Genomic DNA, 13461 nt, shown 5'->3' on the forward strand with positions numbered 1-13461 from the left:
GGCACTGCAATCACAGCGCCCTGCGCGAGGGAGTGCTCGGGTATACTGCCGCGTTTTGTGATGCCCTGCGGTTCATGCAGCGGATCCAGCGCCCTGCGCCCGAGCTTTTTCAGACGCTTGAGGCCGCGCCTGATCCCGCTGGCGCAGGGGTGTTTCGGCGATTTCTGGAGTTTCTATGCTCGAACAGGCTCAACGCGTACTCAAAGACATCTTCGGCTACGACAGTTTCCGTGGTCGACAAGGTGACATTATTGAGCGCGTGGCCAGTGGTGGCGACGCTTTGGTGCTGATGCCCACCGGCGGCGGCAAGTCCTTGTGCTTTCAGGTGCCTGCCTTGCTGCGGGATGGCCTGGCGGTGGTGGTCTCGCCGCTGATCGCCCTGATGGATGATCAGGTTGCCACGCTCGAAGAGCTGGGGGTGGCTGCTGCCGCCCTGAACTCGACGCTGAGCGCGGAACAACAACGTGACCTGGCCAGCCGGATCAAGCGTGGCGAAGTCAAAATGCTCTACCTGGCGCCTGAGCGCTTGGTGCAGCCGCGCATGATGGCGTTTCTGCAGGGCCTGGACATCGCCCTGTTTGCCATTGATGAAGCGCATTGCGTGTCGCAGTGGGGGCACGACTTCCGTCCGGAATACCTGCAATTGGGCCAACTGGCCGAAATGTTTCCGCATGTGCCGCGTATTGCCCTGACCGCCACGGCCGACAAGCGGACCCGCGAAGAAATCGTTACCCGCCTGCATCTGCAGGATGCGGAGCGTTTTTTATCGAGCTTTGACCGGCCGAATATTTTTTACCGCATTGTGCCCAAAGAGCAGCCGCGCAAGCAGTTGCTGGCGTTTCTCTCTGAGCGGCGCAGCGATGCGGGCATCGTCTATTGCCTGTCGCGTAAAAAAGTCGACGAAGTGGCGCAGTTCCTCTGCGATCAAGGTTTTCCTGCCCTGCCGTATCACGCGGGCTTACCCAGCGAGACGCGCGCCGCCAACCAAAAGCGCTTCCTCAACGAGGAAGGGCTGATCATGGTCGCAACCATCGCGTTCGGCATGGGCATCGACAAATCCAACGTGCGCTTCGTGGCCCACCTGGACCTGCCCAAATCCCTTGAGGCCTATTACCAGGAAACCGGCCGTGCAGGCCGTGATGGTTTGCCGGCCGATGCGTGGATGGCTTACGGCCTGCAAGACGTGGTGATGCTCAAGCAAATGCTGCAAAACTCTGAAGGCGATGAGCGCCATAAGCGTCTGGAGCACCATAAGCTCGACGCGATGTTGGCTCTGTGCGAAGAGACCCGCTGCCGTCGTCAGACTTTGCTCGCCTATTTTGATGAAGACATGCCCCAGCCTTGCGGGCATTGCGACAACTGCGTCGACGGCGTGCAAACCTGGGACGCCACCGAGCCTGCGCGTCAGGCGTTGTCAGCCATCTACCGAACGGGCCAGCGATATGGTACCGGGCACTTGATCGACGTGTTGCTGGGCCGCGAGAACGAAAAAATCCGCAGCATGGGGCATCAGCATTTGGCGGTGTTCGGTGTTGGCAAAGCCCGTGCCGAAGGTGAATGGCGCACGTTGTTCCGTCAATTGGTGGCCCGTGGCCTGGCTGATATTGATATCGAAGGCTATGGCGGGTTGCGTTTGAGCGACACCTGCAGGCCCTTGCTGCGCGGTGAAGTGACACTGGAACTGCGTCGCGAGCTCAAGCCGCAAACCTCGGTCAAAAGCAGCTCTGCCAGCCCTGCGAGCCAATTGGTTCGCGGCGACGAGCGCGAACAGTGGGAGGCCTTGCGTGCGTTGCGGCGCAAGCTGGCCGAAGAGCACGGCGTGCCGCCTTACGTCATCTTCCCCGACTCGACCTTGCTCGAAATGCTGCGCAGTCAGCCAACGTCGTTGTCCGATATGGCCAAGGTCAGCGGTATTGGTGCGCGCAAGCTGGAGCGCTACGGCGAGGCGTTCCTCGATGTGTTGGGCGGGCAGGCCGATACCCCGAAAGTGGTTGCGGACATTCGTCACGAACTGATCAGCCTGGCGCGCGCCGGGATGACCCCGCTGCAAATTTCCGGGCAGTTGCAATGCTCTGAAAAGAACGTCTACACGATGCTCGCAGAAGCCATTGGCCGTCAGGAGTTGTCGCTGGAGCAGGCCCTGGACTTGCCCGAAGAACTGATGGAAGAAGTGCAGGACGCGTTCCTGGATGGCGAAGGCGAGTTACCAAGCGTTGCCAGCATTGCCGAACAGTTCAAGGGGCGGGTGCCCGAAGGCGTGTTGTACTGCGTGCGTGCGGCTCTACAATCTGAGTTTGAGATGTAACGGTTATCGATATGTAACGATTTGATTGACTTACAGGCCTTGCCTATGAGCAAGCTCCATGCTTAGCTGACTAACAATTAGTTTCACTCTATTTCAGTCTAACCGTTGAGTTTTTTATGCCGTTAACCGATCAACACCGTTTTGGTATGCAACTGGCCCATATGTCCCGTGGCTGGCGTGCTGAACTGGATCGACGCCTGGCCGGCCTCGGCTTGTCACAAGCGCGCTGGCTGGTGCTGCTGCATTTGGCACGATTTGACACTGTGCCGACTCAACGCGAGCTGGCACAAAGCGTGGGTGTAGAAGGGCCGACCCTGGCTCGCTTGCTCGACAGCCTTGAAGCGCAAGGCCTGGTAAAACGGCATGCGGTGGCTGAAGATCGCCGGGCCAAGAAAATCGTATTAAGTGATTCTGCACGGCCTTTGATCGAACAGATCGAGGCCATTGCCACCGCGCTGCGCCAAGAGCTGTTTGTCGGTGTTGATGAAGAAGAGCAGCGCATCTGCATGCGCGTGCACAAGCAAATCCTGGAAAACCTCGAAAAGAATTAACCCGCCTTGCCTGTATCTGTAGGAGCGAGCTTGCCTCGCGATCTTTTGATCTTTAAAAGCAAAAGATCACGAGGCAAGTTCGCTCCTACAGAGCTTAAAACGTCTGCCCCAGGTTCAAATACAACGCCTTCTGATTGTCCGTGTTAACGCCATAGCTGAAATTCAGCGGGCCCAGCGGTGTGTCAAAGCCGATAAACAGGCTCGCTGCATTGATATAGCCGCTGTCGAATTCGTTGTCGTTGTTCCAGGCGCGGCCACGTTCCAGTGACGCACCGGCATACAGCGGGAAATCAAACGGCAAGTACGAGCGCGGCGTCAGGCGGCGGTAGTACACGGCACGCATCAGGCTGATGTTCTGCCCCGAAATCGAGTCCTGCCTGAACCCCGACAACTGCCGCGCACCGCCGAGCAAGAAACTCGACGTGACGATGTTGGCCTGATCCAGCGTTCGCCCATAACGCCCGCCCAAAATCCAAGTGTTCGGACCTGAGCTCAAGGCCTTGTCCAGATTGAACTCCCATTGGCGATAACGCTCATCCGAGCCAAGCCCAGGTTCAAATTGGCGCATGCTCAGGCTGATGTCTTCACCGGAGTGCGGGAAGTAGACGTTATCCAATGAGTCGAATGAATATTTCACGTCGTAGAAGCCTTCATTGAAGCTGGCGCTCGGCAAATCACGTTCGCCAATTCGTACATTGGCTTCGCCCCAGGCTTCACCGACGCCGACACGGATCTCACCGCTGTTGCCGATTTGACGACCCAGGTTCAGGCCAAATCCGTAACGCTCCAAGCGGTATTCGGCAATGGGGTCGTTATCGAGAATGGCTTCGATGTTCTGTGACTGGGCGTTGATATACGGCGCGACAAAGTAGCGCGAACCGGCATCCAGCGGCTGGTAGAACTCGCTGTACAACTCTTGCTGATCGCCAATCTGCACCCGCGTCAGCCACTCGGCGCCCAGCCGGTTGATGCCGTTGACCCGGTAACTGGCGCCCAGATTAAACGCACTGTCTCCGCGCATGTCGTCTGACAGATTGATCCCCAGCCGCAGGTAATCAGTGCCGCTGCGCTTGGCTCGGGCGGTGATCACCAGCGTTCGATCCGGCCCCTTGTGCACCACGCGGTATTGCACCTGGTCGAAATAATCCAGGCCGTACAGCGTGCCCATATCCCGTTGCAGGCGGGCCAGGTCCAGCGGCTCACCGACGGGCTGGCGAATGTAATAGCGGATGACCGAGTCATCGATTTTCGAGTCATTTTCGATCTTGATCGCCGTAATGACCGGGGTCCGTTCTTCGGCGGAGCGGGCGTTGGTCAGTTGTGCATCGGCGGGCTGGCGCAGGCTTGCCAACCGTTTTTCGAGGATCTGCGTGGCGCGATACCCTGCATTGATGATCTCTTCTGAGCGGCCAAAATCAGTCGCGCCAATGCTGGCAAGCGAAGGTTGAATCAATATGTCGTTGGGCTTCAATGACGCCAGCTGTACCTCGGCGTTGCTTCGGGTCATCAGGGTGATGGACTGGTTAAGAATGTCGAATACGGTGTTCAGTTGCTTGCGCCCGCGTAGCGGGGTTCCGATGTCGACCACAATCACCAGGTCGACGCCCATCTCGCGGGCCACGTCCACCGGGATGTTGTCGACCATGCCGCCATCGACCAGCAACTGGCCGTTGATTTCGACCGGCGCAAACACCGCCGGGATCGACATGCTGGCGCGGATGACCTGTGGTAAGTGACCTTTGCGAAACACAACTTTCTCGCCACTGACAATGTCGGTCGCCACCGCGCGGAACGGGATGGGCAGCTTGTCGAAGTCGCGAATGTCGCTGCTATGGGCCAACAGGCTTTCGAGCAATAGCGCGAGGTTTTGCCCCTGAATCACCCCCAATGGCAGGCCGAGGCTGCCATCGTCGCGAAAACTGAGCTTTTGTCTGACCAGAAAATCGCGGTCATCCTGTTTGCGCCGAAACGGTACGTCTTCACGGGCAGGGCTGTCAGACAAGGCCTCTTGCCAGTCGATGCTCAGCGCGAGTTTTTCCAGCTCGTCGATCTTGTAACCCGAGGCATACAAACCCCCGATGACCGCGCCCATGCTGGTGCCCGCGATGGCATCAATGTGAATGCCTTGTTCTTCCAGCGCTTTGAGCACGCCGACGTGGGCCAGGCCACGGGCTGCGCCGCCAGATAACACCAGGCCGATTTTCGGCTGTGGTTTTTCGGCGGCAAACAGCGCCAATGGGCATAAACACAGGAGCAGGCAGATCAGCAGGCGGCGCATCATGAGTCTCTGGGCAAGCGACAAAGGCGGCTATTATAGCGGCGCCTTTCACTCCAGGAGTTTGAGAAACATGTCTGCCAGTAAGCCACAAATTGTCATAACGTATTGCACACAATGCCAGTGGCTGCTCCGCGCTGCGTGGCTGGCGCAAGAGCTGCTCAGCACCTTCGCTGACGATCTGGGCCAGGTTGCGCTAGAGCCGGGGACTGGCGGGGTGTTCCGAATTACCTGCAACGGAGTGCAAATCTGGGAGCGCAAGGCCGATGGCGGCTTTCCGGAGGCCAAGGTGCTCAAGCAGCGGGTGCGAGACCAGATTGACCCGCAGCGCGACCTTGGTCATAACGACCGGGCTCAATGAGCCGCTGAATCAAGTGTCCCTTTAGCAGGCGTCGGGCCGCTGGCCATGCGACTCGACACGACAATCGCGACGATGATCAGCACGCCGCCGAGCAGCATGCGCATGGTCGGGGTTTCGTGGAACAGCAACCACGCCAAGGTGATGCCATACACCGGTTCCAGAGCGAAGACCACGGCGGCGGTGCGGGCCTTGATCACCGCCAGACTGGCGACAAACAGGCTGTGCGCAACGCCGGTGCAGAACACACCCAGCAGGCCGATCCACAGCCAGTCTAGCGGGCGCACCTCGCTCAGGCCCGGCGCGGCGAACGGCAGCAGGCACAAGGCGACCACCGCGTTTTGCCACATGGCCGCCTGAACGGCCGGAACCCGTCCTCCATTGGCCCGGTTATTAAGCGACAACAGTGAGAACAGCAAGCCGGAGGCAATCGCCCAGAGCAGCCCTTCAGTGGCCTGACTGGCCAGATCAAAGCTTGGGGTCACCAGCATCAGGCCCACGCTGACCAGCACCACCAGCACAACTTCATTAAGACGGATACGTTCGCGGAAAATCAGCCCTTCCAGAATCACTGTAAACGCCGGAAAGCTGGCAAAGCCCAGGGTCGCAATCGCCACCCCGGCAATCTTCACCGCCACGAAAAAGCTGACCCAATGCCCAGCCAGCAACAAACCGCTGATCAGCAAATTGCGGGCGTCGCGCAGCGCCAGTTTTTTCCAGCTCGTGCCTTTGGCCAGTGCAGCAAAGCAGGCGAGGGCCAGCACCGCGAACCCGGCGCGGCCAAACACAATAATGGAAGCCGACGCGGCGGCGAGTTTGCCGAACACGCCGGTCAGGCCGAACATCAACGCGCCAATATGCAGGGCGCCCAAGGCGGTACGCGGAGTCATTGCAATCCTTAAGTCGAAACAGGCAAGGCGTTCAGTTTAAGGTGCGGGCGGCTGAGCTGTCTGTCGCCAGACTGGTCTCAGTTGTCGCCAGACTCGCGGCGCAATGCCGAGGGTGAGGCGCCAAATTCGCGGAGCATCGCCGCACTAAAGGCGCTTTGCGACGCGTAGCCAACCCGGCTGGCGACTTCACCTACCGCCAGAGTGCTGTGACGCAACAGCTGCAATGCGCTGTTCAGGCGGCGCTGGCGGATGTAATCCATGGGGGTGAACCCACATTCACTGAGAAAGCGACTGTGCAGGCGGGCGCAGGATAAACCGGCGATACGTGCCAGATCCGCGACTTGAAGCGGGTAGGCAGCATGTTGATCGATGTAGGCATCTAGCGCGGCAAACGGCAGGCGTTTTGCCGCAACTGACTCGGCGGCGCTGTTATTCAGGCTGGCCAACAACAAAATGGCGCCCTGGCGTGCAATCACGGGGTCGTTCACCGGGCTACTGGCCAGCCAGCTCACCAACTGATGCTGTTTGGTGTCGAGGCTTAAATGCCCGGTGTTGTCGAGCAGGCGTCGGCTGGCGTCGGCATGGCTGCCCAGCGATTCGCCTAGCCAATCCTGGCCTGGTACATCGAGCACCAGGCAATGGCTGCCTTGCTCACTCTCGCAGGTGTGATGCGCGCCTGCGGGCACCACGATCAGATGTTGTTGGCGCAACTGGCGAGCACGGCCATCGATCTCGAAGTCGAGCTTGCCGGACAAACTGATCACCACTTGCGCGTGCTCATGGCTGTGCGCAATCACCTCGTGACGGTAATGACGCAGTGACAGAATTTGGCCCATGGTGACCTCTTGAATGTCTGTACCAATCGCTGTGTGAGCGAGCAAGCGCTCACACAGTCAGCAGGGCGTGTCGATTTAAATCAGTGCCGCCAAAACGCCGGAATACACAATACGAACACGGTAATGATCTCCAGGCGGCCAAGCAACATGCCAACCGACAGGATCCACTTGGCGGCATCCGGCAGGCTGGCGAAGTTGCCAGATGGCCCGATGATCTCACCCAGCCCCGGCCCCACGCCGGACACGGTGCTGGCGGCGCCGGTGAGCGCTGTCATCCAGTCCAGCCCGAGCAGCGACAGCGCCAATGCAATCACGCAGATGGTGATAGCAAAGAAGAACGAAAACGTCAGAATCGAACGCACGATTTCTTCGTCCAGGCGGTGCCCGTTGTACTTCTGCTTGATCACCGCCCGCGGGTGAATCAATTGGTTAAGGTTGGCCTTGAGCAGGATATAGGCGACTTGAAAGCGGAAAATCTTGATTCCGCCTGCTGTCGAGCCCGAACAGCCGCCGATAAAGCCCAGATAGAAAAACAGCATCAATGAGAAATTGCCCCACAGGCTGTAGTCGCCCAGGGCAAAACCAGTGGTGGTCACCACCGATGTCACGTTGAGTGCCACGTGGCGGAAAGCATCCCACCACGGCATGTTTGTGGTCCACCACAACCAGGTGCCGAGTACGATCCAGGTCACTACCAGCAGCCCGAGCAAGCCTTGCACCTGTTGATCCTTGATCAGCGCTCGGCGATGTCCACGCAAGGTGGCGACGTACAAGGTAAACGGCAAGCTGCCGAGAATCATCACCGCAATTGCCACCCAATGCACCGCCGGTTGCGTCCACTTGGCCAGCGACTGATCGGAGGTCGAAAACCCGCCGGTCGAAATCGCTGACATCGCGTGGTTGATTGCATCGAACACGCTCATGCCTGCCCACCAGAACGCCAGACTGCCGACGATGGTGATGCCGACATAAGTGGCCACAATCAGGCGCGCCACCATGTGCGAGCGCGGCATGACTTTTTCGGAACGATCCGATGATTCGGTCTGAAACAGGCGCATGCCGCCGATTCGCAGCAAGGGCAGAATCGCAACCGCCATGGCGATAAAGCCGATGCCGCCCAGCCAGTGCAGCATCGAACGCCACATCAAAATGCCGGGTGACATGGTGTCCAGGCCACTTAACACGGTTGAGCCGGTGGCAGTGATGCCGGACATGCTTTCGAAAAACGAGTCGGTGTAACTGATGTGCTGCGTCAGCAAAAATGGCAGCGCGGCGAAAATACACACCACCAGCCAACTGGACACCGTCAGCAGGTACATATCGCGCGGGCGCAGGTGCACTTGCTCCGGGCGTCCTGGAATCACCAGCGCCAGACCGGCGACGAAGGTGATCAGACTGGCCCAGAGAAAGGACGGCAAGTCGCTCATGCGCTCAAAAATGACCAGCGTCAGCATCGGCACGGCCATGCTGACGGCGAGCGTAATCAGAAAGATGCCGATAATAAAACCGATGATCCGTAAGGTCGGCAACGCCATGAAGTCAGCTCGGCTGTGAAGGGGGGCGCCATTCTACCTGTGGGCCGGGTTATGTAAACCGCCAGACCTTCGGTGGATACCGTTAGAATAGCCGCACATTTTCTTCAGGAGGTGGCCAATGGAGGCTCTCGACGCTTTGCTTAACCGTGTTTCTGCTCCGCGCTTGCTGGACCCTGCGCCGTCGGCCGAGCAACGCGAAGTCCTGTTTGCGGCGGCCTTGCGCGCGCCGGACCATGGTCAACTGCGGCCTTACCGGTTTTTGACGGTTGAAGGTGAGGCGCGCAATCAACTGGGTGAAATCCTCGCCGAGGCTGTGCAGGCGCAGGGCGGCGAAGTCACTCAGGCCGCACTGGACAAGGCCCGCGCCATGCCATTGCGTGCGCCGTTGGTGGTCGTGGTAGTCGCTCGCTTGCAGGATCACTTCAAAGTGCCCAAGTCTGAGCAATTGATTACTGCGGGCTGCGCAGCGCACGCGATTGAACTGGCGGCCTACGCCCAGGGCATTGGCGCGGTATGGCGTACCGGCGAGCTGTCGTATAACACCCATGTGGCCGAAGGTCTGGGTCTGACCAATGGCGAAGAAGTGGTTGCGTTCCTGTACTTGGGCACCCCGCAGAATGAACTGCGCGCTGCGCCGAAAGTGAGCAGCGCCGAGTTCGTCAAGGCGTGGTCTGTGTAAGTCTGGACTCATGCCTTTTGTAGGAGCGAGCTTGTCTCGCGATCTTTTGATCTTTTTACAAGATCGCGAGACAAGCTCGCTCCTACAGTTTTTGTAAACTTGCTAAAGGCTGGCGTTGGGTTCCAATGGCAGCTCCAGCGTGGCAATGAACCCGCCATCAGGGTGATTGCCCAGCACCAACCTTCCGCCATGGCGTTCTGCCGCACGGCGGGCAATGGCCAAGCCTAATCCATGCCCGGCAGCCGTCTGGCCCGGTGCGCGGAAAAACGGCTCGCCCAGTTGCGCCAAATATTCTTCAGCCACGCCCGGCCCGTGGTCACGCACGCCAATGGCAATATGTTCGCCACTGCGTACGGCCGTCAGCTCAATAGGCTGCCCCGCCGGGTTGAAGCGTTGCGCGTTGCGCAGCAGGTTATCGACTGCCCGTTCGATCATGGTCGGCCAGCCACTGAGGCTTAAACCGGGCTCGGCATGGAGTTGCACCGGTTGTTCGGGCGCAGCCAGAGAGGCGTCTTTTTGCACGGCGTTGAGCAGCAGGTTCAACTCGATGTGTTCAGCGCTGGCCTGATCGGCATCTACCCGGGCCAATGCCAGGATTTCGCTGATCAATGATTCCAGGCGATCGCATTCACGCGTCAGGCGCGGCCAGAGCTTTTCGCGTTCTTCGGGGCCAGCACGTTCGGCCAGTGCCAGCGCGATGCGCAACCGTGCCAACGGCGAGCGCAGTTCATGGGATACATCGCGCAGCAGCTGGCGCTGGCTGCCAATCAAACTCTGCAGACGGGCGCCCATGCGGTTGAAGTCAGTCGCCAGCACGCCAAACTCATCACGCCGCGACGCCAGTTGCGCCAGGCTGTTTTGTTGGTAGGTGGTTTGCCCGAGATCATGCACCGCGACGCGCAAGCGGCTTAGCGGGCGGGTAATCGACAGCGTCACCAGCAGGCTGAACAACGTGAGCACCACCAGCGCGATCCCCAGTGCGCTGAGCGGCCAGATCAGGCTTTTGCGGTGCCAGGCGTCGAGTTCGGGGTTAGGAATGCGATAAATCAGCAAATAGGTTTCGGCGGTCTTCGGGCTGGTGTACTCGACGGTCAGGCGGCGCCAGGGCAGTTCTTCCTTGCCGTGCCCCTGACGAGCTTCCCAGGCGGCCGCCCGGCGCGGAAAAGTGCCTGCTACGACAGGGTCGCCACTCTCGTTGAGCACTTGTACGTCAATGTGATAGTGGCGTTTGCGCCGTTCGAGCAAATCCTGGGCGGCATCGGGGCCTTGGGTTTCGAAGCGTTCGGTCCACTGTTGCGCCAGATTATTGAGCCCGGGATGGCGGCTGAGGATCCAGGCGTCCTGATTGAGTATGTGCCCCAACAGGATCGATAACCCTGCGACCAAGGCTATTGCCAGCCAAAAGCTGGCCAGAATGCGCCAAAACAGTGATCGCACGGCAGTTCCTCACAAGTCGATGATTCAAACGACCAAAGCCCAACGGCTGGGGGCCGTTGGGCTTGGCAAACATGCAGATTATTGCGCTTTTGGAGCCTGTTGTGCTTTCCAATCCTTGAACTGTTTCCATTCGGCTTGACGTTCAGCGCGTTTTTTTTGCATCTCGTCGAAGGTTTTTTGCTGATCAGGTTTGAGCAAGGCACGAATATCGCTCTGGGTTTTCTGATGCTTGGCAGCGATTTCGTCTTTCAATGCTTTTTGATCAGCAGCTGGGAGTTTTTCCAGGTACTTCTCAACCAGTTGCTTACGATCGTGCATTTGTTCGCCCATCAACTTGCCAATCTGCTGGCGCTGTTCGCGGCTCAGGTCCAGTTGGCTATAAGGGGCGTCACCGCGACCGTGCTCACCGCCGTGACGTGGACCCATTGGGCCATCGCCACCAGGCATGGCCATTGCGACGGTTGGCAGGGCTGCAGCAAACATCAAAGCAATTAGAGTCTTACGCATGGTGTGTCTCCTTTATTACGATTCCGGTGAATCCGGATGCGCCCAGTTTAGGGAGATCAAGGTCAATCGCTGTCAATCAAGCGTAAAGCTTAGGTAAAGAGGGTTTGGAGGGAGGTTTACAAATGGGTTCTTCATTAGAACAACGCTCGAACCCTGCAAAAAACCGTAGTCGCTGACGAGGGACGAGGCTGCGATGGGTTACGGAGCGCGACTTCGGGCAGCAGTCCTGCGTCCCGTATCGCAGCCTCGTCCCTCGTCAGCGACTACAAGTCGGCAGTCAGGCGCTATAAAAATAGCCCCGGCTGCGCAAGGCGACGATGCGCGGGCGGCCATCGGGGTGCGGGCCTATCTTTTTACGCAGGTTGCTGACGTGCATGTCGAGGCTGCGGTCGTAGAGGGTCAACTTGCGGCCCAGGGCAATTTGCGCGAGTTCCTGTTTGTCCAGCGGCTCGCCCGGCTGGCGCAGTAACGCCTCAAGCAAGCGGCTTTCCGACACTGTCAGGACAATGTCGTGTTCATTGATGGTCACAACACCGCGCACCGGGCTGAAGCACAGGTCGCCCAGTTCCATTTGGCTGGACACCGCTGTCGGATGGCTGCGTCGCAGTACAGCACGCAAGCGTGCAGTCAGTTCGCGGGGGTCGCAGGGTTTGGCCAGATAGTCATCGGCACCCAGTTCAAGCCCCAGAATTCGGTCCAGCGGTTCGCCGCGCGCTGACAGCATCAGCACCGGTAAATCCGGGTGGTCGTGGCGCAGTTGCTTGAGCAACTCCAGACCGCTGCCATCCGGCAGCATGACATCCAGCACCACGGCGTCGGGGCTGGAATCGAGCAGCGCCTTGCGGGCGCTCAGGCCATCGTGGCAAGCGCGAACCTGAAAGCCTTCCTGGCTTAACCAACTGCTCAGGAGTTCACACAACTCCTGGTCATCGTCTATCAGTAACAGGTCGCTCATGTCTCACTCAATGTTTAGGTTCTGTACGAAATGTATCTGCGCTCGATTATGCTGCGTTGAAAACAGGCTCGAAATGCTCATTTACAACCCGTAGACTCCGCTTTCTCGCCTGTTTTCACCTTGCCTAACCTTCGCTCGAAAACATTTCGTACAGAGCCTGGCCAGTGGCCGCTGCAATCTGCGGCGGTCACTGGCAAAGATAGCCCGGATTAAGGCAGGACTTGCTTGAACGGTTTGACGATCACATTGGCATACACACCAGCGCCAATGTAAGGATCCGCATCGGCCCAGGCCTGTGCAGCGCCCAAGGACTCGAACTCGGCAACCACCAGGCTACCGGTAAAGCCGGCAGCGCCTGGGTCGTTGCTTTCGATGGCCGGGTGCGGGCCAGCCAAGACCAGGCGGCCTTGTTCTTTTAGCTGGGTCAAACGTTGAAGGTGCGCCGGGCGTACGCTCAGGCGTTTTTCAAGTGAGTTTTCAACGTCTGTGGAAATGATTGCGTAGAGCATGTCAGTCCTCGGATTTGCTGTTGGTCGGTGCAGAATCGGTGTCATGCAGGTGGCGTGACAGGTAAATGCCCTGAGCGATCAGGAACAGTACGGTCATGCCCAAGCTGCCGAATACTTTAAAGTCGACCCAGATGCTCTGGTAGGTGAACGCGACAAACAGGTTGGCCGCGCCGCAGAACAGGAAAAAGCCAATCCAGGCCAGGTTCAGGCGGGTCCATACGGCATCGGGAAGGGTCAATGCATGGCCCATGATGCGTTTGATCAGCAGCTTGTCGCCGATGAAGTGGCTACCGGCAAAGGCCAGTGCAAACAGCCAGTTCACCACGGGGGCTTTCCATTTAAGGAAGGTTTCGCTGTGGAAGGCCAAGGTCAGGCTGCCAAAAACCAGGCAGGCGATCAGGGTCAGCCATTGGCTCTTTTCGAGCTTGCGCTGTTTAAAAAACAGAATGCCGTATACCACCAGGGAGCTGATGATCAACATCGCCGTAGCGCTGTAGATGCCCCCGACCGTCAGGCTATGCCCGGCGATATCGACGATGCGTGGCTCGATTTTGTAGACGATGAAAAACAGTAACAGCGGGATGAAGTCGATGAATTGTTTCACAGTGGCAGCCAGAAGCAGGA

13 protein-coding genes are annotated in these 13461 nt (G+C 58.7%); 4 read left to right on the top strand and 9 right to left on the bottom strand.

The annotated features are described in order from the left end of the window. The first annotated feature begins 175 nt into the window (after nt 1-175). Together recQ and RHM56_RS08055 are read left to right on the top strand one after the other, a co-directional pair. Entirely contained in the window at nt 176-2305 is a 2130-nt protein-coding gene (gene recQ / locus RHM56_RS08050) for a DNA helicase RecQ (RefSeq protein ID WP_322240259.1), read from the top strand. A 116-nt stretch (nt 2306-2421) separates the two neighbouring features. Further along, nucleotides 2422-2856: a MarR family transcriptional regulator gene (locus tag RHM56_RS08055; RefSeq protein ID WP_322240261.1), complete on the top strand. Its 435-nt coding sequence runs from the start codon at nt 2422-2424 to the stop codon at nt 2854-2856. A gap of 94 nt (nt 2857-2950) precedes the next feature. Here the strand turns inward: RHM56_RS08055 and RHM56_RS08060 are convergent, their stop codons facing one another. Beyond that, nucleotides 2951-5134, bottom strand: coding sequence for a patatin-like phospholipase family protein (locus tag RHM56_RS08060; protein ID WP_322241727.1), 2184 nt, complete (start codon nt 5132-5134; stop codon nt 2951-2953). Nucleotides 5135-5204: 70 nt separating this feature from the next. Between RHM56_RS08060 and RHM56_RS08065 the strand changes: the two genes are divergently transcribed. After that, nucleotides 5205-5492 carry a SelT/SelW/SelH family protein gene (locus RHM56_RS08065; RefSeq protein WP_322240263.1) on the top strand — a complete coding sequence of 96 codons (288 nt, stop codon included), beginning with the start codon at nt 5205-5207 and terminating at the stop codon, nt 5490-5492. On the opposite strand, the gene RHM56_RS08070 is transcribed toward RHM56_RS08065, so the two are convergent. From RHM56_RS08070 to RHM56_RS08080, 3 genes are all read right to left on the bottom strand, one after another. Continuing rightward, entirely contained in the window at nt 5486-6379 is an 894-nt protein-coding gene (locus RHM56_RS08070) for a DMT family transporter (protein WP_322240264.1), read from the bottom strand. The genes RHM56_RS08065 and RHM56_RS08070 overlap by 7 nt on opposite strands. A gap of 77 nt (nt 6380-6456) precedes the next feature. After that, the gene (locus RHM56_RS08075; protein WP_322240266.1) at nt 6457-7215 is read right to left on the bottom strand and encodes an AraC family transcriptional regulator; all 759 of its coding nucleotides are present in this window, start codon (nt 7213-7215) and stop codon (nt 6457-6459) included. A gap of 80 nt (nt 7216-7295) precedes the next feature. Next, complete coding sequence (locus tag RHM56_RS08080; protein WP_322240268.1) at nt 7296-8750, bottom strand: TrkH family potassium uptake protein; 1455 nt, start codon at nt 8748-8750, stop codon at nt 7296-7298. A gap of 118 nt (nt 8751-8868) precedes the next feature. Between RHM56_RS08080 and RHM56_RS08085 the strand changes: the two genes are divergently transcribed. Then, nucleotides 8869-9429 (top strand): NAD(P)H nitroreductase, encoded by a 561-nt coding sequence (locus tag RHM56_RS08085; RefSeq protein ID WP_322240270.1) that lies wholly within the window; start codon nt 8869-8871, stop codon nt 9427-9429. A 102-nt stretch (nt 9430-9531) separates the two neighbouring features. Here RHM56_RS08085 and RHM56_RS08090 read toward each other — a convergent pair whose 3' ends face one another. The 5 genes from RHM56_RS08090 to RHM56_RS08110 all read right to left on the bottom strand — a co-directional run bounded on the left by RHM56_RS08090 (nt 9532) and on the right by RHM56_RS08110 (nt 13441). Then, nucleotides 9532-10866 (bottom strand): HAMP domain-containing sensor histidine kinase, encoded by a 1335-nt coding sequence (locus RHM56_RS08090; RefSeq protein WP_322240272.1) that lies wholly within the window; start codon nt 10864-10866, stop codon nt 9532-9534. Nucleotides 10867-10944: 78 nt separating this feature from the next. Then, on the bottom strand, nt 10945-11373 hold the full coding sequence (locus RHM56_RS08095) for an LTXXQ domain protein (protein ID WP_322240274.1): 429 nt from the start codon (nt 11371-11373) through the stop codon (nt 10945-10947). 277 nt (nt 11374-11650) lie between these two features. Then, the gene (locus tag RHM56_RS08100; RefSeq protein ID WP_019412189.1) at nt 11651-12328 is read right to left on the bottom strand and encodes a response regulator transcription factor; all 678 of its coding nucleotides are present in this window, start codon (nt 12326-12328) and stop codon (nt 11651-11653) included. Between the two features lie 209 nt (nt 12329-12537). Further along, a complete protein-coding gene (locus RHM56_RS08105; RefSeq protein WP_322240276.1) occupies nt 12538-12837 on the bottom strand; it encodes a YciI family protein in 300 nt (99 codons plus the stop codon). A 1-nt stretch (nt 12838) separates the two neighbouring features. Beyond that, a complete protein-coding gene (locus RHM56_RS08110) occupies nt 12839-13441 on the bottom strand; it encodes a septation protein A (RefSeq protein ID WP_322240278.1) in 603 nt (200 codons plus the stop codon). Nucleotides 13442-13461: the final 20 nt, after the last annotated feature.

The organism is Pseudomonas sp. CCC3.1, assembly GCF_034347405.1.
Lineage (GTDB): Bacteria > Pseudomonadota > Gammaproteobacteria > Pseudomonadales > Pseudomonadaceae > Aquipseudomonas.

Coding starts and splice junctions, on each gene's coding strand:
- recQ (WP_322240259.1), top strand. CDS start 176: ATGCTCGAACAGGCTCAACGCGTACTCAAAGACATCTTCGGCTACGAC.
- RHM56_RS08055 (WP_322240261.1), top strand. CDS start 2,422: ATGCCGTTAACCGATCAACACCGTTTTGGTATGCAACTGGCCCATATG.
- RHM56_RS08060 (WP_322241727.1), bottom strand. CDS start 5,134: ATGCGCCGCCTGCTGATCTGCCTGCTCCTGTGTTTATGCCCATTGGCG.
- RHM56_RS08065 (WP_322240263.1), top strand. CDS start 5,205: ATGTCTGCCAGTAAGCCACAAATTGTCATAACGTATTGCACACAATGC.
- RHM56_RS08070 (WP_322240264.1), bottom strand. CDS start 6,379: ATGACTCCGCGTACCGCCTTGGGCGCCCTGCATATTGGCGCGTTGATG.
- RHM56_RS08075 (WP_322240266.1), bottom strand. CDS start 7,215: ATGGGCCAAATTCTGTCACTGCGTCATTACCGTCACGAGGTGATTGCG.
- RHM56_RS08080 (WP_322240268.1), bottom strand. CDS start 8,750: ATGGCGTTGCCGACCTTACGGATCATCGGTTTTATTATCGGCATCTTT.
- RHM56_RS08085 (WP_322240270.1), top strand. CDS start 8,869: ATGGAGGCTCTCGACGCTTTGCTTAACCGTGTTTCTGCTCCGCGCTTG.
- RHM56_RS08095 (WP_322240274.1), bottom strand. CDS start 11,373: ATGCGTAAGACTCTAATTGCTTTGATGTTTGCTGCAGCCCTGCCAACC.
- RHM56_RS08100 (WP_019412189.1), bottom strand. CDS start 12,328: ATGAGCGACCTGTTACTGATAGACGATGACCAGGAGTTGTGTGAACTC.
- RHM56_RS08105 (WP_322240276.1), bottom strand. CDS start 12,837: ATGCTCTACGCAATCATTTCCACAGACGTTGAAAACTCACTTGAAAAA.